This window comes from Bacillus sp. CZDM1, assembly GCF_055502545.1.
This window is the reverse complement of record NZ_JBUESO010000004.1, coordinates 202,131-224,784: the sequence shown is the minus strand read 5'-3', so window position 1 is coordinate 224,784 and position 22,654 is coordinate 202,131. Positions and strand designations below refer to the sequence as shown.

25 protein-coding genes and 1 riboswitch are annotated in these 22,654 nt (G+C 40.4%); of the genes, 21 read left to right on the top strand and 4 right to left on the bottom strand.

The annotated features are described in order from the left end of the window. Window positions 1–44 precede the first annotated feature (44 nt). Both ACY3XC_RS11320 and ACY3XC_RS11315 read left to right on the top strand, forming a co-directional pair. Window positions 45–170: a hypothetical protein gene (locus ACY3XC_RS11320; protein ID WP_464868630.1), complete on the top strand. Its 126-nt coding sequence runs from the start codon at window positions 45–47 to the stop codon at window positions 168–170. Between the two features lie 41 nt (window positions 171–211). Continuing rightward, entirely contained in the window at window positions 212–766 is a 555-nt protein-coding gene (locus ACY3XC_RS11315; RefSeq protein ID WP_464868629.1) for a competence protein ComK, read from the top strand. A 19-nt stretch (window positions 767–785) separates the two neighbouring features. Here the strand turns inward: ACY3XC_RS11315 and ACY3XC_RS11310 are convergent, their stop codons facing one another. Both ACY3XC_RS11310 and ACY3XC_RS11305 read right to left on the bottom strand, forming a co-directional pair. Continuing rightward, window positions 786–989 (bottom strand): DUF5957 family protein, encoded by a 204-nt coding sequence (locus ACY3XC_RS11310; RefSeq protein ID WP_179158570.1) that lies wholly within the window; start codon window positions 987–989, stop codon window positions 786–788. Next, the gene (locus ACY3XC_RS11305; protein ID WP_464868628.1) at window positions 986–1,411 is read right to left on the bottom strand and encodes a DUF6220 domain-containing protein; all 426 of its coding nucleotides are present in this window, start codon (window positions 1,409–1,411) and stop codon (window positions 986–988) included. Before ACY3XC_RS11305 ends, ACY3XC_RS11310 begins: the two co-directional genes overlap by 4 nt. Before the next feature lie 216 nt (window positions 1,412–1,627). On the opposite strand from ACY3XC_RS11305, the gene ACY3XC_RS11300 reads away from it, so the two are divergent. The 16 genes from ACY3XC_RS11300 to cysI all read left to right on the top strand — a co-directional run bounded on the left by ACY3XC_RS11300 (window position 1,628) and on the right by cysI (window position 19,597). Further along, window positions 1,628–3,295 (top strand): spore germination protein, encoded by a 1,668-nt coding sequence (locus tag ACY3XC_RS11300; protein WP_464868627.1) that lies wholly within the window; start codon window positions 1,628–1,630, stop codon window positions 3,293–3,295. Beyond that, entirely contained in the window at window positions 3,243–4,355 is a 1,113-nt protein-coding gene (locus tag ACY3XC_RS11295) for a GerAB/ArcD/ProY family transporter (protein WP_179158569.1), read from the top strand. Before ACY3XC_RS11300 ends, ACY3XC_RS11295 begins: the two co-directional genes overlap by 53 nt. Next, complete coding sequence (locus ACY3XC_RS11290) at window positions 4,336–5,553, top strand: Ger(x)C family spore germination protein (RefSeq protein ID WP_179158568.1); 1,218 nt, start codon at window positions 4,336–4,338, stop codon at window positions 5,551–5,553. Before ACY3XC_RS11295 ends, ACY3XC_RS11290 begins: the two co-directional genes overlap by 20 nt. Before the next feature lie 12 nt (window positions 5,554–5,565). After that, entirely contained in the window at window positions 5,566–5,766 is a 201-nt protein-coding gene (locus ACY3XC_RS11285; protein ID WP_179158567.1) for a CLC_0170 family protein, read from the top strand. A gap of 218 nt (window positions 5,767–5,984) precedes the next feature. Then, complete coding sequence (nirB, locus tag ACY3XC_RS11280; protein ID WP_464868626.1) at window positions 5,985–8,378, top strand: nitrite reductase large subunit NirB; 2,394 nt, start codon at window positions 5,985–5,987, stop codon at window positions 8,376–8,378. 18 nt (window positions 8,379–8,396) lie between these two features. After that, complete coding sequence (gene nirD / locus ACY3XC_RS11275) at window positions 8,397–8,723, top strand: nitrite reductase small subunit NirD (RefSeq protein ID WP_464868863.1); 327 nt, start codon at window positions 8,397–8,399, stop codon at window positions 8,721–8,723. 53 nt (window positions 8,724–8,776) lie between these two features. After that, complete coding sequence (locus tag ACY3XC_RS11270; RefSeq protein WP_464868862.1) at window positions 8,777–9,613, top strand: formate/nitrite transporter family protein; 837 nt, start codon at window positions 8,777–8,779, stop codon at window positions 9,611–9,613. Window positions 9,614–9,628: 15 nt separating this feature from the next. Continuing rightward, window positions 9,629–10,402 carry a uroporphyrinogen-III C-methyltransferase gene (gene cobA / locus ACY3XC_RS11265; RefSeq protein WP_464868625.1) on the top strand — a complete coding sequence of 258 codons (774 nt, stop codon included), beginning with the start codon at window positions 9,629–9,631 and terminating at the stop codon, window positions 10,400–10,402. Window positions 10,403–10,562: 160 nt separating this feature from the next. Continuing rightward, window positions 10,563–10,664: riboswitch (SAM riboswitch) on the top strand. 68 nt (window positions 10,665–10,732) lie between these two features. After that, the gene (locus ACY3XC_RS11260) at window positions 10,733–11,449 is read left to right on the top strand and encodes a phosphoadenylyl-sulfate reductase (protein WP_464868624.1); all 717 of its coding nucleotides are present in this window, start codon (window positions 10,733–10,735) and stop codon (window positions 11,447–11,449) included. 15 nt (window positions 11,450–11,464) lie between these two features. Next, window positions 11,465–12,523: an anion permease gene (locus ACY3XC_RS11255; RefSeq protein ID WP_464868623.1), complete on the top strand. Its 1,059-nt coding sequence runs from the start codon at window positions 11,465–11,467 to the stop codon at window positions 12,521–12,523. An 83-nt stretch (window positions 12,524–12,606) separates the two neighbouring features. Then, window positions 12,607–13,755, top strand: coding sequence for a sulfate adenylyltransferase (gene sat / locus ACY3XC_RS11250; protein ID WP_464868622.1), 1,149 nt, complete (start codon window positions 12,607–12,609; stop codon window positions 13,753–13,755). A gap of 13 nt (window positions 13,756–13,768) precedes the next feature. After that, window positions 13,769–14,368, top strand: coding sequence for an adenylyl-sulfate kinase (gene cysC / locus ACY3XC_RS11245; protein ID WP_179158560.1), 600 nt, complete (start codon window positions 13,769–13,771; stop codon window positions 14,366–14,368). A 30-nt stretch (window positions 14,369–14,398) separates the two neighbouring features. Then, on the top strand, window positions 14,399–15,175 hold the full coding sequence (gene cobA, locus ACY3XC_RS11240) for a uroporphyrinogen-III C-methyltransferase (RefSeq protein ID WP_464868621.1): 777 nt from the start codon (window positions 14,399–14,401) through the stop codon (window positions 15,173–15,175). Between the two features lie 24 nt (window positions 15,176–15,199). After that, entirely contained in the window at window positions 15,200–15,925 is a 726-nt protein-coding gene (locus tag ACY3XC_RS11235) for a sirohydrochlorin chelatase (protein ID WP_464868620.1), read from the top strand. A 126-nt stretch (window positions 15,926–16,051) separates the two neighbouring features. Further along, the gene (locus ACY3XC_RS11230; protein ID WP_464868619.1) at window positions 16,052–17,854 is read left to right on the top strand and encodes an assimilatory sulfite reductase (NADPH) flavoprotein subunit; all 1,803 of its coding nucleotides are present in this window, start codon (window positions 16,052–16,054) and stop codon (window positions 17,852–17,854) included. Between the two features lie 24 nt (window positions 17,855–17,878). Continuing rightward, complete coding sequence (gene cysI, locus ACY3XC_RS11225; RefSeq protein ID WP_464868618.1) at window positions 17,879–19,597, top strand: assimilatory sulfite reductase (NADPH) hemoprotein subunit; 1,719 nt, start codon at window positions 17,879–17,881, stop codon at window positions 19,595–19,597. Between the two features lie 73 nt (window positions 19,598–19,670). Here cysI and ACY3XC_RS11220 read toward each other — a convergent pair whose 3' ends face one another. After that, a complete protein-coding gene (locus ACY3XC_RS11220) occupies window positions 19,671–19,955 on the bottom strand; it encodes a hypothetical protein (RefSeq protein WP_464868617.1) in 285 nt (94 codons plus the stop codon). 292 nt (window positions 19,956–20,247) lie between these two features. Between ACY3XC_RS11220 and ACY3XC_RS11215 the strand changes: the two genes are divergently transcribed. Beyond that, entirely contained in the window at window positions 20,248–20,523 is a 276-nt protein-coding gene (locus tag ACY3XC_RS11215) for an aspartyl-phosphate phosphatase Spo0E family protein (RefSeq protein WP_179158554.1), read from the top strand. A 76-nt stretch (window positions 20,524–20,599) separates the two neighbouring features. Here the strand turns inward: ACY3XC_RS11215 and ACY3XC_RS11210 are convergent, their stop codons facing one another. Next, window positions 20,600–20,785, bottom strand: coding sequence for a hypothetical protein (locus ACY3XC_RS11210; protein ID WP_045515772.1), 186 nt, complete (start codon window positions 20,783–20,785; stop codon window positions 20,600–20,602). Window positions 20,786–21,115: 330 nt separating this feature from the next. Here ACY3XC_RS11210 and ACY3XC_RS11205 point away from each other — a divergent pair, with 330 nt between their 5' ends. Both ACY3XC_RS11205 and ACY3XC_RS11200 read left to right on the top strand, forming a co-directional pair. Beyond that, on the top strand, window positions 21,116–21,958 hold the full coding sequence (locus ACY3XC_RS11205) for an ABC transporter ATP-binding protein (protein ID WP_179158553.1): 843 nt from the start codon (window positions 21,116–21,118) through the stop codon (window positions 21,956–21,958). Continuing rightward, on the top strand, window positions 21,891–22,652 hold the full coding sequence (locus tag ACY3XC_RS11200; protein ID WP_464868616.1) for an ABC transporter permease: 762 nt from the start codon (window positions 21,891–21,893) through the stop codon (window positions 22,650–22,652). The genes ACY3XC_RS11205 and ACY3XC_RS11200 overlap by 68 nt, the downstream gene beginning before the upstream one ends. Window positions 22,653–22,654 lie beyond the last annotated feature (2 nt).

Sequence of the window (22,654 nt, the reverse complement as noted above, 5' to 3'; positions counted from 1 at the left end):
CATATATAAACTAGTAAAATATACTTATTTTGAGGAGGGATTTTGTGGAAATGTATGATGTAAGCGGTGTGCAAAAGAATCACCCTCGGGTAATGATCTTCCCGGAACGATACCCAAGGGCAAAGCTAGTTGAGTATACAACTTTATCGTTAGTATACTCTTATTCTTAAAAAAATCAATAACCACAATTAGAGAAGAGGGTAACTAATTTATGGATGTTAGAGATAAGCATTTACTTAATGAAAAGACGGTTCTAGTTACAGGTGAGTTCAGTGATAGAGGAGAATTATGGTCAAGAGTAATGGAAGGGGAAGAAACCTTCCTCGTAAAAAAGACACCAACAGCAGTAATCGAGGAAACATTATTACATGTGGGCTCGGATTTCCTAGGAGCAAGACGTAGTTCTAAATACTTACTTTCACCGATGAGGATGCACCCTATTAGTGTCAATCCGCAAATGGGCATCTTATTGTTTCCAACAAAGAATATGAAGTCCCCTAACTGCATTTGGTTTTCACTTATTCATGTGAAAACAACCAAGCGTGTTGGAGTCAATCAGACAGAAGTATTAACGAGTTATGGTCACACAATCTTAATTGATATGACAGAAAGAGCCTTTAACACTAGACGTCATAAGGCTATTGAGCTTCAAGAAACCATTTCTAAAAATCTAAGATTTCCCATATTTTTCTATGTGGAACCAAAGAAGGGCTATTATATTTGTAAAAAACAAAAAGAAAATAACTTCAGCCTTGAGAAAAAATAATACAATGAGAGCAGCTTCCTTACCGTAGGCTGCTCTTAAAATTAGGAAGTTTTGATTTCCAGCGAAGCTGAAAATCCATGCCAGCTAATCCGATCCCCATTAATATCGGGAAAAACTTTAGCCCAATGGTCTGGTTATACAACAAGAAGCCAAAAATATTAATCAGTTCAGTTAGAATCAAACCGAGTACAAAACCAGTAATGAAAATTAGTAGTGTCCTCATAGTCTGACAACCCCTTCACTTTGCTTGTTTTTATAAGCCATTTTCCATCCCCGTGGGACATTCTTAACAGACATCCAAAATAGAATGAAAGCGATAACTGGATGAAGAGCAGCTACCCAAGGGATAGCAGATGTTATATTGGCAGTGAAATACATAACGAAAATGACAGCAAATAATGCTGCACTATGTCCAATTGCCCAGCGTGGTAATTTTCCAACAAAGGCGATAATGAACATAAGAATAGGAATAAATTCAAATAAATGGATAAAACCTGTGTGCTTTGTCCAATTTACAGGGTTAACAAAGATGGCCAAACCCGCAAAGAAAACTTGAACAAGTATGCAAATTAAAAATAAAATCGACAGCAATGCAAAACTGATACTGCCTATACGATTTCTAGTTGAATTCTCATCTTTCTTCAAATCATGTTCCCCTTTCAACAGTATTTTCAATTAATAGTTTAGCAATGAAACGAAAGCTAAATAATGAGCCTCGGACGTAACCTTTTCTAAGTCTCTGGTCTTAAATGCAGAAATTTCAATTCGCGAAATGGGGCTATTCGGTATTTTTGTTTACTAAAGGGAAGTGAGGAATAAAATTGGTAAAAAGGTAAAAATTATTAAGTAGGAGGTGGAAGTGTGTCCTTATTTCGAACAAAGAAACGCAACATCAAAAAACCACAATTGTTGACTCCGAGTAATTTGGTTGAGGAAAAGGGGGACACACCAGCTTCTACCTCGTTAATGGAGACAGAGAAGGAAGTAAAAGAAATTCTAGGTAATAACGTAGATTTACAAATAAAACATTTTAAGATTTTTGGCAAATTCCCTGCAGCCAGTATTTATTTTTCAAGCTTGATTAATCAGGATGTTCTCAATAAGGATATTCTAAGGCCCTTAATGTATGAACCTGAGCATTTAGTGGGAAAAGAGAAACCTCTGCACCAATTAATCGATCTCATCTTAACTGAAACTCTTTATCACAGTCAGGCAAAAATTGGGGAAAGTCTTGATCAATTAATAGAGTTGATGCTGCGTGGGGAAACAGTCATTTTTATTGACGGAATAAAGGAAGCCATTCATATAGGAACACGAAAGGTAGAAAAGAGAGCCATTGCCCAGCCGGAAACGGAACAGGTTATCTTAGGGCCACGGGAGGGATTTATCGAAAGTATCGCAACGAATATTTCCTTATTAAGGTATCGACTTCCAACACCAGACTTCCAAGTGAAGACGATGAAAATTGGGCGCCTAACCAAATCAACGGTTGCGATTTGTTATCTGAAAGGGATTGCAAATGAGACGGTTATCAAAGAGGTGGAAAAAAGACTATCAGAGATTGATATTGATGTGATCCTTGATGTAGGGTATCTAGAACAATTTATTGAAGATAATCCTTTTTCACCATTTCCCCAGACCCAGACGACAGAAAGACCAGACAAAACGGTTGCCAATTTAGTAGAGGGTAGAGTGGCCGTCCTAGTCGACGGTTCCCCATTTTCTTTGGTGGTTCCGGTTGTGTTTAATCAATTCTATCAAACACCGGAGGATTATTCTTCAAGATTTCTGATGGGTAGCTTTGTAAGGCTAGCTCGTATTTTGGCCTTGGTATTTTCACTTATCTTTCCATCCCTATATGTATCCCTTATTTCCTTTAATCCCGAACTGCTACCAACGGAATTTGCCGTCGCGGTTGCTGGTGGTCGTGCTGGAGTGCCATATCCAGCAGTTATTGAGGTATTAGCGATTGAAATTGCGATGGAAATTTTAAGAGAAGCCACTGTCCGTCTTCCAAAACAAGTAGGGGGAGCATTATCGATTGTTGGCGTACTGGTAATAGGCCAGGCGGCAGTGGAAGCGGGATTATCAAGTCCGATAACCGTTGTAGTGATTGCCTTAACCACGATTGGTTCGTTTGCGACACCTACCTATACGGCTGCGTTTGCCCTCCGAATGCTAAGATTCCCAATCATGATCTTAGCTGGGATTTTTGGATTATACGGTGTAATGGTTGGAGTCATCTTTATTTTTAATCACATGCTGTCATTAAAATCTTTTGGTGTTCCGTATATGGCACCTGTTTCCCCAGAGAATTATCAAGGGATGAAGGATGTCATTATCCGCAGTCCTTTGTGGTGGATGCCAAAAAGACCTGGATTTCTTCAACCTGCCAATCAAGATCGATTGGGTCAAAATGACAATACGATTTTAGAACACAATAAAGTTGGAAATGATCAACGGGAGGATACATCAAATGGGGGATCCAAAGGAGATAACAACACTTCAGGCAACAACCATCTTAATTAGTACCATTATTGGGGTAGGAGTTCTTCCTTTACCGTTGTTTGCAGTCCGAGCAGGTGAAACGAGTGCCCCGTTTGTAACTCTAACAGGAATTGCATTGGCTGCTTTTGGATTATTCATCCTAACATATCTAGGGGTTCGCCATCCTCAAAAAACCATTATTACGTACAGTCAAGATATTATCGGTAAATGGCTGGGCAAAATCTTTAGCATCTTTGTCATTTTCTTCTTTCTTATCTTAACCGGATTGGCAGCACGGGAATTTGGTGCAGTTGTGGTAACGGCTGTTTTAAGAGAAACGCCACTGGAGGTTACAGTAATAGTCATGCTATTACTGGCTTCCATTAGTTGTAGGAATAATATCAATGTCTTTTCCTACATACACAATTTTTATGTACCTATGATATTGGCCCCTGTATTAATTGTGGTTGCATTTTCATTGAAAAATGCAAATCCACTATATTTGCGTCCTATATTTTTAGGAAATGATTTTAGAGGTATGGCTGGTGGAATGCTAACTATTTCAGCATTATTTCAGGGGTCATTTATTATTACCATGATTATCCCCTCGATGAAATCGCCAAAGAAAGCAATGATAGCTAGTTTTTGGAGTATTTTGGTTTCAGGGGGGTTATACCTATTAATTGTCATTGCAACGGTGGCTATTTTTGGTCCGGAAGAAATCAAACAAATCTTTTGGCCTACGTTAGAACTAGCTCGGACGACTGCAATACCAGGGAATATCCTCCAAAGGTTGGATATTATCTTTTTAGCCGTATGGGTACTGGCAGTCTTTACTACTTTATTCTCAAGTTACTATTTTACCATCCATTCCATTAAAGAGCTTTTCGGACTAATGGACCATAAAATGCTTTCCTATTTTATCCTGCCTTTTGTGTTTTTTTTGGCGATGCTGCCGCAAAATGTTTTACATATGTATGAGATTATTCAATACATTGGAAGAGCAGGCTTGCTAATAACCATTATGTATCCAGCTCTACTACTATGTATAGATTTCCTCAGGAGTTGGAGGAGGAAAAAAAATGTGGCAAAATCATCGTGAAGGAAAAGTTATGTTCGTCATTTTTATTCTTATTCCCTTACTTTCAGGATGTTGGGATAGTAAAGAAATTGAAAAAAGGGCAACGGTGTTGGCAATTGGAATTGATAAAGCGAGTGAGGAAGAGCGAAAAAAGGAAGATGAAATCTCTCATTTGGGAAAAAAGTTTCCGATTCCAGATGAAGATATGGTCAAGGTTACGGCGCAAATTGCGATTCCTGGTAGAATACCTCTAGGTCCGCAGCAGACTGGGGGTTCGGTAAAACCAGTTTTGGTTTTAGAAGTCGTGGGTCATACCTTTCAGGATGCCATGCTTAATTTGCAGCAGGAAGTTGCGGATGAAGTTTTTCTAGGACATCTGCGGATTATTGTCCTCAGTGAGGAAATAGCCAGTGGAGGAACAAGCCAATTTAATGATTTTCTTAGACGTAATCCTGAAATTCGCAGAACTGCTTCTCTAGTGGTATCGAAAGAATCAGCTTCAAAATATATGAATTTAACTCCGGAACTGGAACGTGTTCCATCCCTATATTTAGCAGATATAGTGGATAATTTAACGGCAATAGGGAAATTTCCACCCAATTTCATTGGTCTATTTTGGACCCTTTACTCTAGTAAAGGGCAGGAGACTTACCTGCCTTATCTAGCACTAAAAGAAAAGTCTACCATCCAACTTAACGGTCTTGCATATTTTCATGGTGATAAGATGGTGGGAAAGACATCTCCTTTAGAAATAGGTGTTTTTATGGCAGTACGAGGAATCGGCAGAGGTGGGTATGGAGCCTTTGTAGAGGTGCCTGGCAGGAATGAATCTGTTTTAGTAAGGGCTGTTAGCCGGAAAACAAGAACGAAAGTCACACTTAATAATGGCAGACCGCATGTCTCTATTAAAATACAGTATGAAAGTGAGATAGATGAAAAGGAAAGTGCGAAAATCCAGCTCTCCAATTCTGCGATCCTGAAAAAAATTGAAAAGGAAGCATCAAAAAACACAAAAAAATCGATTGAAAAATTAATTGCTAAGACGCAAAAAACAAAATCTGATATTTTTGGGTTTGGTGAACACTTTCGAGCTAAATTTCCACAATATTGGAACAAAAACGTAAAAACAAAGGAAAAATGGGATGAAATTTATCAGACTGTTACGTTTGATATAATGGTTGATTCCCATATTCACCGCGTTGGTATGAAATCTAAATAAGGAGTTTCTTTGATGTATATTGGATATTTAAATTATGTAATCGTAATCTGCTGGGTGACAGGGGGATTAATCCTTCTTACTGATGTAAAGGCATGTCGAAATGCTTCCTTGAAAAAAGAAAAGACAGTTTCAAAATTATTAGGATGGATCAATATTTCTATTGGCTTTGGATTAATTGCAGCGGATTTTATATACACCCGTTTCATGTGGTGATTTTGTTTTTGGACTTCAATTTTGAGGTCCAATTTTTTTATGGAATTTTATAAAAATGTATCCGTTATCACGACTGTGAAATAAGGGTTTATAACACACTTTATCAGGTTAAAGCGTTGAAATAATGTGTTAGATAACCTTTCAAACTCATGTTAATGAAGTTGTCACAATGTTATAAATAATTCAGATGATTCAAATCAAACAAGGAAGGTGTTCACATGGTAAAACAAAAACTCGTCCTCATAGGGAATGGTATGGCAGGGGTTAGAGCTGTAGAAGAAGTGTTGAAAATTAACCCAGATGGATTTGAAATTACGATTTTTGGCACAGAGCCTTATCCGAATTATAACCGAATTCAGTTATCTAAGGTGCTGCAGGGTGGTACTTCGGTGAGTGACATCACTTTAAATGATTGGGAATGGTACGAAGATAATAAGATCAGATTTTATCCCGGAGAGAGTGTTACATCCATTAATACGAAAACACAAAGAGTGAGCACTGAAAAAGGGCGAATAGAGCCCTATGATCAATTAATTATTGCAACAGGTTCTAACCCATTCATGCTTCCACTTCCTGGTGCAGATAAGGCAGGGGTTAAGGCGTTTCGGAATATAAAAGACTGCGAAGAAATGATTGAATATTCAAAAAGATATAAAAAGGCGGCAGTGATTGGCGGCGGGTTACTAGGCTTGGAAGCAGCAAGAGGGCTTCTTAACCTCGGGATGGAGGTAGATGTCATTCATATTTATGATTACTTAATGGAGCGTCAATTAGATCGAACGGCAGGGAAGTTACTGCAAGCAGAATTAGAGAAACAGGGCATGAACTTTATTTTACAAAAAAATACCGCAGAAATTACCGGGAGAAAGCATGTTACAGGATTAAAGTTTTCTGATGGCAGCAATATTAAAGCTGATTTAGTAGTAATGGCCGTTGGAATTAAGCCGAATGTCGCTTTGGCCCTAGAAGCTGGAATACCCGTTAACCGCGGAATCCTAGTGAATGATTATTTAGAAACAGAAGTCCCGAATGTGTTTGCTGTTGGGGAATGTGCCGAGCACCGCGGGATTGCCTATGGATTAGTGGCACCGTTATATCAACAAGGACAAGTGTTAGCAAAAAGAATCTGTGGGATACAGGATGAAGGCTACCAAGGGTCAGTCCTGTCCACTCAATTAAAAGTTTCCGGTGTAGATGTTTTCTCAGCAGGGAAAATCAATGAGGATGAAAGTACAAAAGTATATAAAACCTACGACGATTGGCACGGTGTTTATAAAAAGGTCTTAATTGAAAACGGGAAAATTGCCGGGGCTGTCTTGTTTGGTGATACGAAGGATGGTAACAAGTTGTTTAATTTTATCAAAAATGGCGCGGCTATTGAGGAATATTTAGAATCTGAACAAAGAGTTGAATCTGAAGTAAATGTGGCTGCCAGTATGTCAGATGAAGAGCTCATTTGCGGCTGTAATGGTGTTACGAAAGGAACAATTGTAGAGGCCATAAAAGCAAATGGATTAACGACAGTAGACCAGGTAAAAGGCTGTACGAACGCATCCCGTTCATGTGGAGGCTGTAAGACACTTGTTTCTGATTTACTTGCTTGTACACTTGGTGATCAATATCAGGCAGACCAAAAGGAAGCAATCTGTGGCTGTACGACATTCTCAAGAGATGAGGTCTTGGCGGAAATTCGTGAAAAAGGGCTGACACATATTCGCGAGGTAATGAACGTGCTGGAGTGGAAAACAGATGGCTGTTCGAAATGTAAACCAGCTCTTAATTATTATTTAGGAATGATTGATCCGCTGCATTACCAAGACGAAAAAGAAGCTAGATATGTCAATGAAAGAATGCATGCGAATATCCAAAAGGATGGGACCTATTCCGTTGTTCCAAGAATGTATGGCGGCGTTACAACCTCCGGGGACTTACGAAAAATTGCCGATGTGGCGGATAAATATAAGGTTGGCATGATTAAGGTCACCGGTGGTCAGCGAATCGATTTGCTAGGAGTGAATAAAGAGGACCTGCCTAAGATTTGGAAAGAACTCGATATGCCATCGGGGTCAGCTTACTCTAAAGGACTTCGCACAGTAAAAACCTGTGTAGGGGAAAATTATTGCCGGTTTGGCACCCAGGATTCAATTGGGATGGGAATCAGACTAGAAAGGAAATTTGAAGGCTTAAACACTCCTCATAAAGTGAAAATGGCTGTGTCAGCCTGTCCCCGTAACTGTGCAGAAAGCGGAATTAAAGATGTAGGTGTTGTCGGTGTAGAAGGTGCATGGGAAATGTATGTTGGCGGCAATGGAGGGACTCATTTACGCGAAGGGGATCTGTTGTTCAAGTTCAAAACAGGAGATGAGTTGGTAGAAATGATTGGGGCCTTCCTCCAATATTATCGTGAAAGTGCTAAATATTTAGAAAGAACTTCCGCTTGGGTGGACCGCTTAGGGTTAGAGCATATTAGAGAAGTCCTATCCGATGAGTTACTGGTGAAGGAATACAATAATCGAATTGGTGAGGCTTTGTCTGTGGTTCAAGATCCATGGAAAGAAGCGATTCACAATAAAAATCTCATAAGAGACTTATATCAGACTGTAAAAATATGACGATTGGGGGAGTTGGGGATAATGGAAAAAACATTACGCAGCGTGTTCATCGGGGAAGTTGCAGACTTACCGCAAAAGTTAGGGAAAACAGTCACCATCGGAAGTAAGGAAATTGCTGTTTTTAAATTGGAAAATGGGGAAATCCGAGCCATTGAGAACCGCTGTCCCCATAAAGGCGGCGTCCTTGCCGAAGGGATACTAAGCGGTGAATATGTATTTTGCCCGATGCACGATTGGAAAATCAGCGTAAAGGACGGCAAAGTCCAGGCGCCAGATGTAGGCTGCGTTCAGTCCTATCCAGTTGAACTCAAAGGGGATCAAGTCTATATCTTAATAAGGGATTGATAAGAGATTCATAGTGAACGAATCTGAATATGGGGAGTGATACCTTGTCAATTGTGAGTCCAAATCAAGTTGTGGAAAGTATGATTCAGGCAGGTGAAGGTAAGGCAAAATTACCAGTGAAGGATTTACTAATCCGCGGAGCTCTAGGTGGAGCATTGCTCGGATTTGGCACGACATTAGCTTTTACTGCAGAGGTCCAAACAGGATTAGGAATTGTCGGAGCATTACTTTTTCCAGCTGCTTTTGTCATTATCATTCTACTTGGGTTGGAATTAGTTACTGGTAGTTTCGCACTAATTCCTGTTGCGGTGATGGCGAAAAAAGCTACAGCTGCACAAATGATGAAAAATTGGTTTTGGGTCATTATTGGGCATGTTCTAGGAGCAGTTATGTATGCCATTCTATATATCATTGCAGTCACACAGTTTGGCCAAGTTACCAATCATGCTGTTGCAGCAAAAATCCTCGCAGTGGCCGAAGCCAAAACGTTAGGATACAAAAGTCTTGGTTCTGAAGGCTTACTGGTCGTATTTGTAAAAGCGATGCTCTGTAATTGGATGGTTACTCTTGGTGCGGTAATGGCTATGACCACGAAGTCTGTCATGGGGAAAATTGCAGCAATGTGGCTTCCAATCTTAATCTTTTTTGCCCAGGGCTTTGAGCACGCAGTGGTGAATATGTTTGTCATTCCAGCTGGCATGATACTGGGTGCGGATGTCACAATTACAGATTGGTGGGTATGGAATCAAATCCCCGTATTAATTGGCAATTTAGTCAGCGGTGTTCTTTTTACAGGAATGGCGCTCTATTACACTCATAAAAAGACAGAATCGCAAAATATTCTAGAACTGCCACAAACAAAGGCGGTGATACCGAGTACACAGCGATAAGAAGGAGGGATGATTATGGGAAAGGCATATATCGTTGGAGCAGGTCCTGGTGACCCTGATTTAATAACAGTTAAGGCGTTACGATGTATTCAGAAAGCAGACGTGATTCTTTATGACCGGCTGGTTAATCCAGAGCTTTTAGTGGAAGCAAAACGAGATTGCCATCTCATTTATTGTGGGAAAAAACCGAATTACCATACACTTCAGCAAGAAACCATTAATCATCTTCTAGTCAAATACACAAAACAGGGGAAAAATGTTGTTCGATTAAAAGGTGGAGATCCTTTCGTATTTGGACGCGGAGCTGAGGAAGTAGAAGCTTTGGTTGAACAGTGTCTGCCAGTCGAAGTAGTTCCCGGGATAACAGCAGGAGTAGCCGCTCCTGCTTATGCTGGAATTCCGATCACTCATCGTGAATTAGGAAGCTCTTTTGCTATTGTAACGGGTCACAAGCCAAAGGGGAAACCTGACGACATAAATTGGAAGGGTCTAGCAACAGCTGTAGATACTCTGGCAATCTACATGGGAATGACAAATCTCCCATATATTTGCGAGGAATTAATGAAGCATGGTAAAAAAGCGGAGACCCCTGTTGCGATCATACAGCAAGGGACAACAAGTGCACAGCGTACCGTAACAGGAACGTTGAGTTCTATTGTAGACATAGTTGAAAAAGAAGAAATTGAAAATCCTGCCATGATCGTTGTTGGAGAAGTCGTCACCTTCCGTGAAAAAATAAATTTAATAGGAGCAAAAGTGAATAAAGAAAGCTATGCAACCATGGCTTAAAGTAGTAGCAAATAAACCGTTCTGGGGGTACATGAGTCCAGGACGTTTTTTTTGTTTTTTGATGTAGTAAAAGTGTGAAAAATAATTTTTCTAAATTTTATATTTTTTTATTTACACAAATCCTATTGGTATGGTAGGATTAATTTCAACAATTACCAAATACTTATCAAGAGAGGCTGAGGGACTGGTCCGATGAAGCCCGGCAACCTGCTGTGTAAGGTGCTAATTCCAGCAAAATGAACTTCATTTTGGAAGATAAGGCGTTAAACAAACGTGAGATGCCTTTCCTTTTTGGGAAGGCTTTTTGATGGACAAAGGAGGTTTATAGACATGACTACACCAGTTACGTATGAAAATTGGAGTCAAATATCAGGTTCTTTCCCAACCGAGAATAAAACGAAGGGAGCAAAATCGGTACTGGAGTGGGCTTACAGCTCATATCCAGAAGAACAAATTGTCTATGCATCCAGCTTTGGTGCAGAGGCGATCGTATTAATCGACCTCATCCAGCAGGTGAAGCCAGATGCGCATATCGTTTTCTTGGATACAGGATTACACTTTCCGGAAACCTATGAGGTTATTAATAAAATGGAACAACGGTTTCCTTCATTGAAAATTGAGCGGAAACTTCCAAAGCTAACCTTAGATGAACAACGTGAACAATATGGATCAGCGCTATGGAAGAGGGAGCCTAACCAATGCTGTAATATACGTAAAGTGATTCCATTAAGGGAGACACTAACGGCAAAACAAGCGTGGATTTCAGGACTTCGCAGAGAACAATCACCGACAAGAGCAAACACAGAATTCCTAAATAAAGATGAAAAGTTTCAAAACATTAAAATCTGTCCGCTGATTTACTGGACTTGGGATGAAGTTTGGTCCTATATCAAGGAAAAAGATCTCCCTTACAATACCTTGCACGATCAAAATTACCCTAGTATCGGCTGTTTTCCTTGTACACAGCCTGTTTCGGCAGACGGTGATTCACGTGCAGGACGCTGGACGGGAAGCGGCAAGACGGAGTGTGGCTTGCACACATCCTAAAAGGGGGCTTATAGTTTGCTCACAATTATTGCGGTTATCATAGGATTATTTTTTGCATTCAATATTGGTGCTAGTGGTGCAGCAGCTTCGATGGGGATTTCCTACGGAGCAGGTGTAGTTAATAAAAGGCTGGCATTGTTTTTATGCGGTATTACCGTTTTTCTTGGTGCCTGGCTTGGCGGCGGGGAAGTGGTGAAAACGATTGGAAGCGGGATTGTTCCGAGTAGTACCTTTACCGTACCCATTGCTCTTATTGTTTTAGCATCTGCTGCGCTAGCGTTATTTTTAGCAAATATTTTCGGGATTCCACTTTCAACAAGTGAGGTAGCAGTAGGATCCGTCGTTGGGGCCGGAATTGTCTATCAATCAGTATTTGTCGGCAGTTTGGCATGGATTATGGTCTTTTGGCTGCTAACGCCTGTTGCAGCATTTATAATCGCCATCTTTTCTACTAAGCTATTAAAAAACAGGATGCTAAAACGCTGGATGGAAGCGCCAAAAGCCGTTCCGTATCTTTCAGTTCTTGTCGTTTGTATGGGATTATTTGAAGCCTTTTCGGCGGGAATGAACAATGTCGCTAATGCTGTAGGACCGCTAGTCGGTGCTGCCATCATGTCTACAAGTGACGGTATTTTCTGGGGCGGGCTTTTTGTTGCAGCTGGTGCGATTCTGTTAGGCCATCGTGTTCTCGAAACGAATGGAAAGAAAATTACCACGCTTCGGCTGGAAGAGGGTTGTGTCATTTCTGGGACAGGAGCAGCGATCGTTACGGCAGCCTCTGTCTTCGGCATACCTGTGCCACTGACACAAATCACGACATCTTCGATTATCGGTATTGGCTTTGCCAAACATGGCAAGTCAGTTCTAAAAAAGGGTATAGTGGTTCAGCTGCTTACTGTGTGGATCGTATCACCTGTATTATCTATGGTGCTTTCTTACACACTTATCCAAATGCTGATAGAGCATAACTTCTATCCAATTGTTGCGATGGCAGGTGTCTTAATCTCCGTATTCGGTGTTTTGTCACTAATGAAAAAATCGAATCAACCCGTAACAGAAGCTGTAGAAAAGTAGCTTGATAGTTTCACTGATTTAATCTCTTTTTTTGAAGAGTTTAATAATAAAACTTAACTTAAATGTAGAAAGGTTTGATTCTATTGTCATTTTTACCAGCACCTCATGGAGGTAAACTAATCCAAGCATTTGATCCAAATTATGATGTAACATCCATTGTAAAAGAACTTGAAATTGACGCCATTGCCCTAAGTGACCTTGAGTTAATCGGTGTTGGGTTATTTAGTCCGCTAACGGGTTTCCTTGGGAAAGCTGATTATGAAAACGTAGTGGAGAATATGCGTCTTGCAGATAACACCATCTGGTCCATTCCCGTTACACTCCCTGTTTCCTATGAAACAGCCGCAACACTTGAAGAAGGGGAGAAAATCAAGCTTGTTTTTAACAAAGAGGTATACGGGGTAATTATCGTATCAGAATGGTATGAGCCGAACTTAGACAGGGAAGCAGTTGAGGTATATAAAACCCTTGAAACGGCGCATCCAGGAGTTAAGCGACTTTATGAAAGAGGACCTGTTTATGTAGCTGGTGACGTAACTCTTGTTAAAAAACCAGAAAAAGGTGTCTTTAGTGATGTATGGTTTGAGCCAAAGGAAACACGTGCATTGTTTGAAGAAAAAGGCTGGAAAACGGTGGTAGGCTTCCAAACAAGAAACCCAATTCACCGTGCCCATGAGTATATTCAAAAAGCTGCACTTGAAACCGTTGATGGACTTTTCGTGAATCCGCTTGTTGGTGAAACAAAGTCTGATGACATCCCAGCTGATGTTCGCCTAAAAAGCTATCGTGTCCTTCTGGAAAATTATTACCCACGAGAACGTGTACAGCTAGGTGTCCACCCAGCGGCAATGAGATATGCAGGCCCGAGGGAAGCAATTTTCCATGCGATTGCCCGTAAGAACTTTGGCTGCACGCATTTTATTGTCGGCCGTGACCATGCAGGTGTTGGTAATTATTATGGTACCTACGATGCCCAATTAATTTTTAATGAATTCCCTGATGGGGAGCTTGGCATTAAGCCATTATTCTTTGAACATAGCTTCTATTGCACAAAATGTGAAGGAATGGCTTCTGACAAAACTTGCCCGCATAGCAATGAAGACCGAGTCATTCTATCTGGAACAAAAGTAAGAGAATTGCTTCGTGCTGGTCAGCTTCCACCATCCACATTCAGCCGTAAAGAGGTTGTTGAAGTGTTAATAGAAGGCATGAAAGAAGAAACGACGGTTTAAGGAGGAGAAAATAATGACTAAAGCAACCAATATTACATGGCACGCTAGTGCAGTTACCAAATCCGACCGTCATGTTCAAAATGGCCATGGAAGCTGTGTCCTGTGGTTTACAGGACTTTCTGGTTCGGGTAAATCGACGATTGCAAACGCCGTTTCAAGCGCTTTGTACCGGCAGGGGATTAATGAATATGTTCTAGATGGTGATAATATCCGCCATGGATTAAACAAGGATCTCGGTTTTTCCGACCTTGACCGGACAGAGAATATCAGAAGAATTGGCGAAGTAGCAAACTTGTTTGTAGACAGCGGTGCAGTTGTAACAACAGCATTTATTTCTCCATTCCGTTCCGATCGCGATCAGGTCAGATCCATTTTCCAAGAAGGAGAGTTTATTGAAGTGTTTGTTGACTGTCCAATTGAAGAATGTGAAAAACGTGATCCAAAGCAGCTATATGCTAAGGCTCGCCGTGGAGAAATAAAGGACTTTACTGGGATTGATTCCCCATATGAAGCACCGGAAAACCCAGAAATTACGGTTCGCTCAGATCTTTTAACAGTCGAAGAGGCAGTTAATCAAATCTTTGGCTACCTTCAAGAAAAGAACATTCTCTAATATGAGTCGATAAGAAAGGATGGTTGATCAATGGTTGGCAAGGTTTTTTTAGTAGGTGCGGGTCCCGGAGATCCAGATTTAATTACAGTAAAAGGGTTACGCTGCCTCAAGCAAGCTGATGTCATCCTCTATGATCGGCTAGTAAATCCTGAACTTTTGGAGAATGCGAAAGAGGGAGCGCAACTTGTCTATTGCGGCAAGCTTCCACATTATCATACAATGAAGCAGGAAACCATTAATCATTTTCTGGTGAAATATGCCAAAAAGGGATATAACGTGGTACGGCTTAAAGGTGGAGATCCTTTTGTTTTCGGCCGCGGCGGTGAGGAAGCAGAGGAATGTGCTAGGCATAACGTGCCATTTGAAATTGTTCCAGGTATTACGGCTGGAATAGCGGCTTCCGCTTATGCAGGAATTCCTGTGACCCACCGTACCTTAAGTAAAAGCTTCGCCTTTATTACCGGTCATCAGGCTGGTGATGTCTGTGCAGAACACCAGTGGGCACACTTGGCAAAGGGAGTCGATACGATTTGTGTTTACATGGGCGTATCTCATCTTCCGGTGATAACCAAACATTTAATTTCAAATGGGAAATCACCACAGACTCCAATCGCTTTGATTCATTGGGGCACTTTAAGCGACCAGAGGACAGTAGTTGGCACACTTGATACGATTGAAGAAGTGGTAGAAAGAGAGGGGATTACCAATCCAAGTATGATCGTGATTGGGGAGGTAGTCACCTTGCACAAAAAATTGAATTGGTTTCAAGAAGAAATTTTGGCCAATATTCCAGCCGCCAACCGGTAACAGCAGAAGGGAGTACATTTTTATATGAAAGCAATTCTTTATATCGGCCACGGTACTCGTTCGAAAAAAGGGGCGGTCGAGATACAGGCTTTTATTGAACGAGTAAAGGCACGAATTGACGTTCCAATACAAGAACTGAGTTTCTTAGAGCTCACAGAGCCGCTGATTGAAGAAGGCTTTGAAACATGTGTCGAGCGGGGTGCAACGGAGATTGACGTTGTTCCACTGTTTCTTTTGGCAGCGGGACATATAAAACGGGATATTCCTGAAGCTTTGTCTCCCTTTATTGCCAAATATCCTACTATTCCGGTAAAAATAAAGAATCCTTTTGGGGTACAGGATGTTATTCTGGATGGTGTGGCTGAATTAATTAGGGATTCTGCAGGTGAGGTGACCACTACAGACAGGTTATTGATTGTCGGTGTAGGCAGCAGTGACCCTGATGTCCACGTGAATTTTGGAAAGATTGCGGTTGGTCTTGGGGAACGGCTTGGACCTGAAAGGGTATCTGTGTGCTATCTAGCAGCAACCGAGCCGAAGCTTAATGAGGGTTTGGAGAAAATTTCGGAAGATGCTGCGGGTCGGGTAATTGTTGTTCCCTATATGTTATTTACCGGACTCCTACTTGCAGAATTAAACAAAACCGTTCGATCCCGTCAAAAAGAAGGTCAGAGGATTCTCTGTACTCCAGCTTTAAGTAACCATACCGTGATTGAAGATATCGTACTTGAACGTGCGGTTGGTGAGTAAAGTCTATAGAATTACCGATAAACATTGTAAAAAGAGAACTGGGTCAAGAAATAGACCAATTAATATCTAACAGCCTCTAAAAAATACTGTATGATAAGTTTATATTCCATAGTGAGGTGGATAACGTTGCAACTTCAGGTAATGAACAGTCCGTTTAATCAGGAGCAGACGGAACTCCTAAATCGTCTTTTACCGACATTTACTGAATCACAAAAAGTTTGGTTGAGTGGGTATCTTGCTGGTGCTGCACAAGCGCCAATTCCTTCTGTGCTAGGCATGCCAAGCCAGCAAACAGCCGATGGTACAGCATCAAAAGAAGTAACCATTCTATACGGATCACAAACAGGCAATGCAAGAGGCTTAGCAAAAAAGGCCAGCTCGACACTTGAGGGGAAAGGGTTCCAAGTAACTGTTTCCGCTATGAGCGATTTTAAACCTAACAATATAAAAAAGGTAAAAAATATACTTATTATCGTGAGTACACACGGAGAAGGTGATCCACCGGATAATGCGCTAACCTTCCACGAATTTTTACATGGAAAACGAGCTCCAAAGCTTGAGGAACTCAACTTTTCAGTCTTATCCCTTGGCGATAGCTCTTATGAGTTTTTCTGTCAAACAGGAAAACAATTTGATGCTCGTTTGGAGGAACTAGGGGGCACCCGACTTTATCCACGTTTCGATTGTGATCTCGATTATGATGAACCGGCAGCAGAATGGCTTGAAGGAATCATTAGCAGCCTAGGTGAAGCAAAGGGTGGAATTCCTGCATTAACACAGGCAGCATCTACACAAACGGCAGAATCTACCTACTCTAGAACCAATCCGTTTAGAGCAGAAGTGCTTGATAATCTAAACTTAAACGGACGAGGCTCTAACAAAGAAACGAGACATCTGGAGTTATCACTTGAAGGTTCTGGAATTAGCTTCCAACCAGGTGATAGTCTTGGAATCTATCCGGAAAATGATCCAGAACTGGTTAGCCTGCTTCTTGAAGAATTGAAATGGAACCCAGAAGAAAGTGTTTCTATTAATAAACAAGGTGAAGTTCTTTCATTAAAAGATGCACTAACAACCTATTATGAGATTACTACATTAACAAAACCGCTACTAGAAAAAGCATCAAAACTCACTGCAAACAGCGACTTAGAGGAGCTGTTAAAAGATAGTGAAAAAGTAAAAGCCTATCTTGAAGGACATGATTTACTCGATGTGGTTCGTGAATTTGGCCCAGTAAATAGCTCTCCTCAAGAGTTTGTTTCGATTCTTAGAAAAATGCCTGCACGCTTATACTCCATTGCAAGCAGCTTAACTGCGAATCCTGACGAGGTCCATTTAACGATCGGGGCTGTCCGTTACCATGCACATGGTCGTGACCGAAAAGGTGTCTGTTCTATTTTCACCGCAGATCGCTTGCAATCGGGAGATAATGTACCAATCTACATTCAGCACAATGAAAACTTTAAACTCCCAGTGAATCCTGAAACTCCAATTATTATGGTTGGACCAGGAACAGGGGTGGCACCGTTCCGTTCTTTTATGCAAGAGCGCGAGGAAATAGGAGCAGAGGGTAAGTCTTGGATGTTTTTTGGAGACCAGCATTTTGTGACAGATTTCCTTTATCAAACAGAATGGCAAAAATGGCTTAAAGATGGCGTGTTAACCAGAATGGATGTTGCTTTTTCCCGGGACACAGCAGAAAAAGTCTATGTTCAACACCGCATGCTAGAACAAAGCAAGGAATTGTTCCAGTGGCTTCAAGAAGGTGCTGTGGTTTATATTTGCGGTGATGAGAAACATATGGCACATGACGTACACCAAACGCTAATTGGAATAATTGAAAAAGAGGGCAGCTTGAGCCGAGAAGAGGCAGAAGCCTATCTAGCAGACATGCAGCAGCAAAAACGATACCAGCGCGATGTATATTGAGTAATGGAAGGAGATTTTTCATAAATGGTGAAGCAAAAGTTAAAGGCACCTGAAGGCGCGCCAAGTGATGTAGAGCGAATAAAAAGAGAGAGTAACTTTTTACGCGGAACACTGAAAGAAGTCATGCTTGATCGAATCAGTGCAGGAATTCCAGACGATGATAACCGTCTAATGAAACACCATGGCAGCTATTTGCAAGACGACCGAGATCTCCGCAATGAGCGTCAAAAGCAAAAACTTGAGCCTGCATATCAGTTTATGTTACGTGTTCGGCTGCCTGGCGGTGTTGCGACACCGTCCCAATGGCTGGTTATGGATGAGCTGGCTGAAAAAAATGGTAACGGAACATTAAAACTGACAACACGTCAAACGTTTCAAATGCACGGGATATTAAAATGGAATATGAAAAATACGATACAGGAAATCCATTCTACGTTATTGGATACCATTGCTGCTTGCGGCGATGTCAATCGTAACGTATTGTGTACCTCAAATCCCTATCAATCTGAAATTCATATGGAGGTATACGAATGGGCAAAACATTTAAGTAATTATTTATTACCGCGAACAAGGGCCTATCATGAAGTATGGCTTGATGAAGAAAAAGTAGCTGGCAGTCCTGAAGTAGATGAAGTTGAACCGATGTATGGATCGCTATATTTACCACGTAAATTCAAAATTGCCATTGCCGTTCCGCCTTCGAATGATATTGACGTCTTTTCACAAGATCTTGGTTTAATTGCGATTGTAGAAGACGGAAATCTTATTGGTTTTAACGTGGCAATTGGCGGAGGTATGGGAAGTTCACATGGAGATAAAGAGACTTACCCGCAGCTTGCTAAGGTAATCGGCTTCTGTACACCAGATCAAGTTCAAGATGTAGCAGAAAAAGTCATTACCATTCAACGCGATTACGGAAACCGTTCCGAGCGAAAAAATGCCCGCTTCAAGTACACCGTTGACAGACTAGGATTAGAAACCGTCAAGGAAGAATTAGAAGCTCGACTTGGCTGGAGTCTTGGCGAAGCAAAACCATATCATTTTGATGATAACGGCGACCGTTACGGATGGGTAGAAGGCGTTCAAGGAAAATGGCATTATACCCTTTATATCCAAAACGGCCGTGTGGCAGATTCGGATGATTATAAGTTAAAAACTGCTCTCAAAGAAATTGCAAAAGTTCATAAAGGTGAATTCCGTTTAACTGCTAATCAAAACGTAATTATTGCAGATGTTTCAAACCAAGAGAAGAAAAAAATTAATGAACTTATTGAACAATATGGTTTAACGGATGGCAGTCACTATTCTGCACTTCGCCGCAGTTCTATGGCATGTGTTGCACTTCCTACATGTGGGTTAGCAATGGCTGAAGCAGAGAGATACTTACCAAAACTTATTGATAAAATTGAGGACATTTTAGATGAAAATGGTCTTAGGGATAAAGAAATTACCATCCGTATGACAGGTTGTCCAAATGGCTGTGCGCGTCCTGGACTGGGAGAAATAGCTTTTATGGGTAAAGCGGTTGGAAAATATAATATGTACCTAGGAGCGGCTTTTGACGGCAGCCGACTCAACAAAATGTACCGTGAAAATATCGGTGAAGAAGAAATCCTGAGCGAACTGCGTGTCATTCTTTCCCGTTACGCTAAAGAACGAGAGCAAGAAGAGCACTTCGGAGACTTCGTCATTCGTGCAGGCATAGTCCAAGCTACAACCGACGGCACAAATTTTCATGAATAAAGTAAAAATAAAAAGGAATACCAATTCAAAGGAATTGGTGTTCCTTTTTGTATTGATATAGAATTTCTCATGTTTAGTCTTTGAGGTCATAATACAATGCCACAACGACATCAATATTATTATCAATAAAACTAAGGCGTTCTCTTGAAACCTTAGTCCATTCACTCGAAAAATCCATTGCAGACAAAATGTGTCTGAGACTAAAAGAATATCTATCATTTAGCTGTGAAATGACATAACTAACCCCAATATGTTTTCCTTCATCTTTTTTCAAAATGTCCTGGATGTCGCGTATAATCCACTCAGGTGCAACAGCAACAGTCTTTTTCAGTAATAATTCATATTCTTCATAAAGCATGATCTATACCTCCTGATTTCTTCACAAAAACTGTCTAATAAATCAAACTAAACCAATAATAACCATATGGTAAGTATTCGCCTGATTTGCTTTCAACATACAAAAACACCCAGAATTTATCGGAAATAACTTTATAGAATAGTCTGAAATTTTAAAAATCGTCTAGTTTTGTCATATTTTAACTTGTTTTATCGAAACGATTTAATAGATTTAAATACATGCTATAATACTTTTCGTGACTAATATATTAAAGCATCTTGGTAATTAATAGAGTTAGAGGTGTGTTTTTGTTATGAGGATAGTAGATTTAGAAGAGGCAATAAATGAGAAGAGAGACGAAATGATCAAAATTGGTATGACAAAGGGACTGTCTAATAAAGAAACGATAATTTGCAGTCAAGAACTAGATAACCTTCTTAATGAACATAGAAGGTTAACCCTAAATCAGGGTATGTCAAATTCCACCTTTTTTCTAGATGATTTTGTTTCGGTTATACAGTATTTTGTCAAATTAGTATCAAGACCTTACAAATTTATATCTCCTTATAAAGGTAATAGATTCTATTGATGAATGATTTACTTTATAAGGTATGTATAGACCCAGCCCTTCGCCAAGGATGGGTCTTTTTTCTTTTCAAAAATACTTACGTTCGCTGAATCGTAGAAGTAGAGAAACTTTTTACCATCTTCTGAAGGTTTCTATGTGCTTCTCTTAATTTTATCGTTTCTTCGATGATTTTTTGGAATCCTTCAATGTCTCTATCAGATGCATTTAATAGTGTCTTTGGTACACCTTCTGCAATTTGTTGTAGGGTAATATCTTGGCTCATGGCAATGACCACCTTTCAACTTATTCATTAGACTAGCTTTCGTCTACTCTACTAATTTTAGAAACGTATGAGTTTCTCCTGCATGAACTGTAAAAAACTTATCTACATGAATCACCAGATTCTATTAGAAATAGTAAAGTTCTTGCAAATAACGACGGGAATCCATTTAGATTGCTTGTCAATTGTAGAAAAATATTTAAATATTCAGTAAATTAGTAAGAAACTCCGGAAAAATTTTGCGGAATAATAGAATAATAGTTGACTTACCTATTGTTTGTAATATAATAAAACCAATAGATTTACTTGGGATTAAAAAAGAGGTGACGTTAGATGTATTTAACAATTGATTCTATCGAAAAAAGCTTTATAAATGATAGAAAAGAAAACGTGAAAGTTCTTGATGGGATAAATTTAAATGTTAAAAAAGGTAGTTTTGTTTCGATTGTGGGACCATCAGGCTGCGGGAAGTCTACGTTGCTCTACTTGGTTGCTGGACTCGACAAAGCCGATAGCGGCGAAATCCGTGTCGATGGGAACTTGGTTACAAAACCTGGACCTGAAAGAGTAGTAGTTTTCCAAGAAGCAGGTTTGTTTCCATGGCTGACCGTATTAGAAAATGTAACCTATGGTTTGAATCTTAAAAACATGCCAAAAGAAGAGGCGAAAGCCAAGGCACTTGATGTATTAAAAATGGTTCACCTCAGCCGTTATGTAAATTCATATCCACACGAATTATCAGGTGGAATGAAGCAGCGGGTTTCAATCGCTAGGGCGCTAGTAATGGAGCCTGATATCTTGTTAATGGATGAGCCTTTCTCGGCACTGGATGAACAAACTAGAATGGTGCTGCATAAAGAATTGCTAGAAATCTGGAGAAAGACCAAAGTAACCATCTTTTTTATCACACACAATATCAGAGAAGCGGTGCTGCTCTCAGAGGAAGTGGTCGTATTTGCCACTCGTCCAGGGAGGATTAAAGAAATCATTCCTGTGCCAACGATGAAGGATGGAGTAACACCGGACAGTGTTACATTAAATACGGAACAACGAATTTTATCAATATTACAAGATGAAATTGAAAAAGTATTGAAGGAGGAAATGGGTGATGACTACAGCTTTAAGACGGATCATCTTCATCGCGGTGATAGCGGTGATATGGGAAGTCACATCTAGATTTTCCAGCCTTCCCGATTTCATGTTTCCAAGCTTAACTCAAGTCTTTGAAACTCTTTTTAATGGCTTACTAAGCGGGCAAATCACACTTGCCATTGGCAAAAGTATTGGACGTATTTTACTAGGGTTTACGATCGCGATTATTGTTGGATTGATACTTGGTTACTTCATATGGCGATATAAACTTGTCGAGGATACACTTGGATTTGTCGTAACTGCGCTCCAATCAATTCCAAGTATTGTCTGGTTTCCACTAGCGATTATCTGGTTTGGATTAAATGATTTTTCCATCTTGTTTATTGTTACGATTGGAGCAACATGGACGATGACGGTGAATGCTACAAGCGGCTTTAAAAACGTTCCACAACTTTATCAGCGTGTTGCTAAAGTCTATGGGTCCAGCGGTCTTCACTTTCTGCGTACTGTAATCCTTCCAGCATCTGTACCGCAAATTATTTCAGGGCTGAGGATTGCTTGGGCATTCTCATGGCGAGCACTTATGGCCGGTGAATTGCTTGGAGGCGGCGGCGGACTTGGTCAGCTGCTTGAAATGGGTCGTTCACTAGGGCAAATGGATTTAGTAATTTCTGTCATGATTATCATAGCAATCATCGGAACCATTGTGGACAATGTTGTTTTTTCAAGGCTCGAACGCAATGTAGAAGTAAAATGGGGAATTCGAAAAAGATCTTAATA

What these genes read in the sequence shown, in the direction of transcription:
- ACY3XC_RS11290 (WP_179158568.1), top strand. Translation starts at nt 4,336, where the DNA reads ATGTGGCAAAATCATCGTGAAGGAAAAGTTATGTTCGTCATTTTTATT.
- ACY3XC_RS11220 (WP_464868617.1), bottom strand. Translation starts at nt 19,955, where the DNA reads ATGCTTTATGAAGAATATGAATTATTACTGAAAAAGACTGTTGCTGTT.
- ACY3XC_RS11310 (WP_179158570.1), bottom strand. Translation starts at nt 989, where the DNA reads ATGAGGACACTACTAATTTTCATTACTGGTTTTGTACTCGGTTTGATT.
- cysC (WP_179158560.1), top strand. Translation starts at nt 13,769, where the DNA reads ATGACTAAAGCAACCAATATTACATGGCACGCTAGTGCAGTTACCAAA.
- ACY3XC_RS11315 (WP_464868629.1), top strand. Translation starts at nt 212, where the DNA reads ATGGATGTTAGAGATAAGCATTTACTTAATGAAAAGACGGTTCTAGTT.
- ACY3XC_RS11235 (WP_464868620.1), top strand. Translation starts at nt 15,200, where the DNA reads ATGAAAGCAATTCTTTATATCGGCCACGGTACTCGTTCGAAAAAAGGG.
- cysI (WP_464868618.1), top strand. Translation starts at nt 17,879, where the DNA reads ATGGTGAAGCAAAAGTTAAAGGCACCTGAAGGCGCGCCAAGTGATGTA.
- cobA (WP_464868625.1), top strand. Translation starts at nt 9,629, where the DNA reads ATGGGAAAGGCATATATCGTTGGAGCAGGTCCTGGTGACCCTGATTTA.
- ACY3XC_RS11200 (WP_464868616.1), top strand. Translation starts at nt 21,891, where the DNA reads ATGACTACAGCTTTAAGACGGATCATCTTCATCGCGGTGATAGCGGTG.
- ACY3XC_RS11215 (WP_179158554.1), top strand. Translation starts at nt 20,248, where the DNA reads ATGAGGATAGTAGATTTAGAAGAGGCAATAAATGAGAAGAGAGACGAA.
- nirB (WP_464868626.1), top strand. Translation starts at nt 5,985, where the DNA reads ATGGTAAAACAAAAACTCGTCCTCATAGGGAATGGTATGGCAGGGGTT.
- ACY3XC_RS11260 (WP_464868624.1), top strand. Translation starts at nt 10,733, where the DNA reads ATGACTACACCAGTTACGTATGAAAATTGGAGTCAAATATCAGGTTCT.
- cobA (WP_464868621.1), top strand. Translation starts at nt 14,399, where the DNA reads ATGGTTGGCAAGGTTTTTTTAGTAGGTGCGGGTCCCGGAGATCCAGAT.
- ACY3XC_RS11210 (WP_045515772.1), bottom strand. Translation starts at nt 20,785, where the DNA reads ATGAGCCAAGATATTACCCTACAACAAATTGCAGAAGGTGTACCAAAG.
- ACY3XC_RS11205 (WP_179158553.1), top strand. Translation starts at nt 21,116, where the DNA reads ATGTATTTAACAATTGATTCTATCGAAAAAAGCTTTATAAATGATAGA.
- ACY3XC_RS11285 (WP_179158567.1), top strand. Translation starts at nt 5,566, where the DNA reads ATGTATATTGGATATTTAAATTATGTAATCGTAATCTGCTGGGTGACA.
- ACY3XC_RS11295 (WP_179158569.1), top strand. Translation starts at nt 3,243, where the DNA reads ATGGGGGATCCAAAGGAGATAACAACACTTCAGGCAACAACCATCTTA.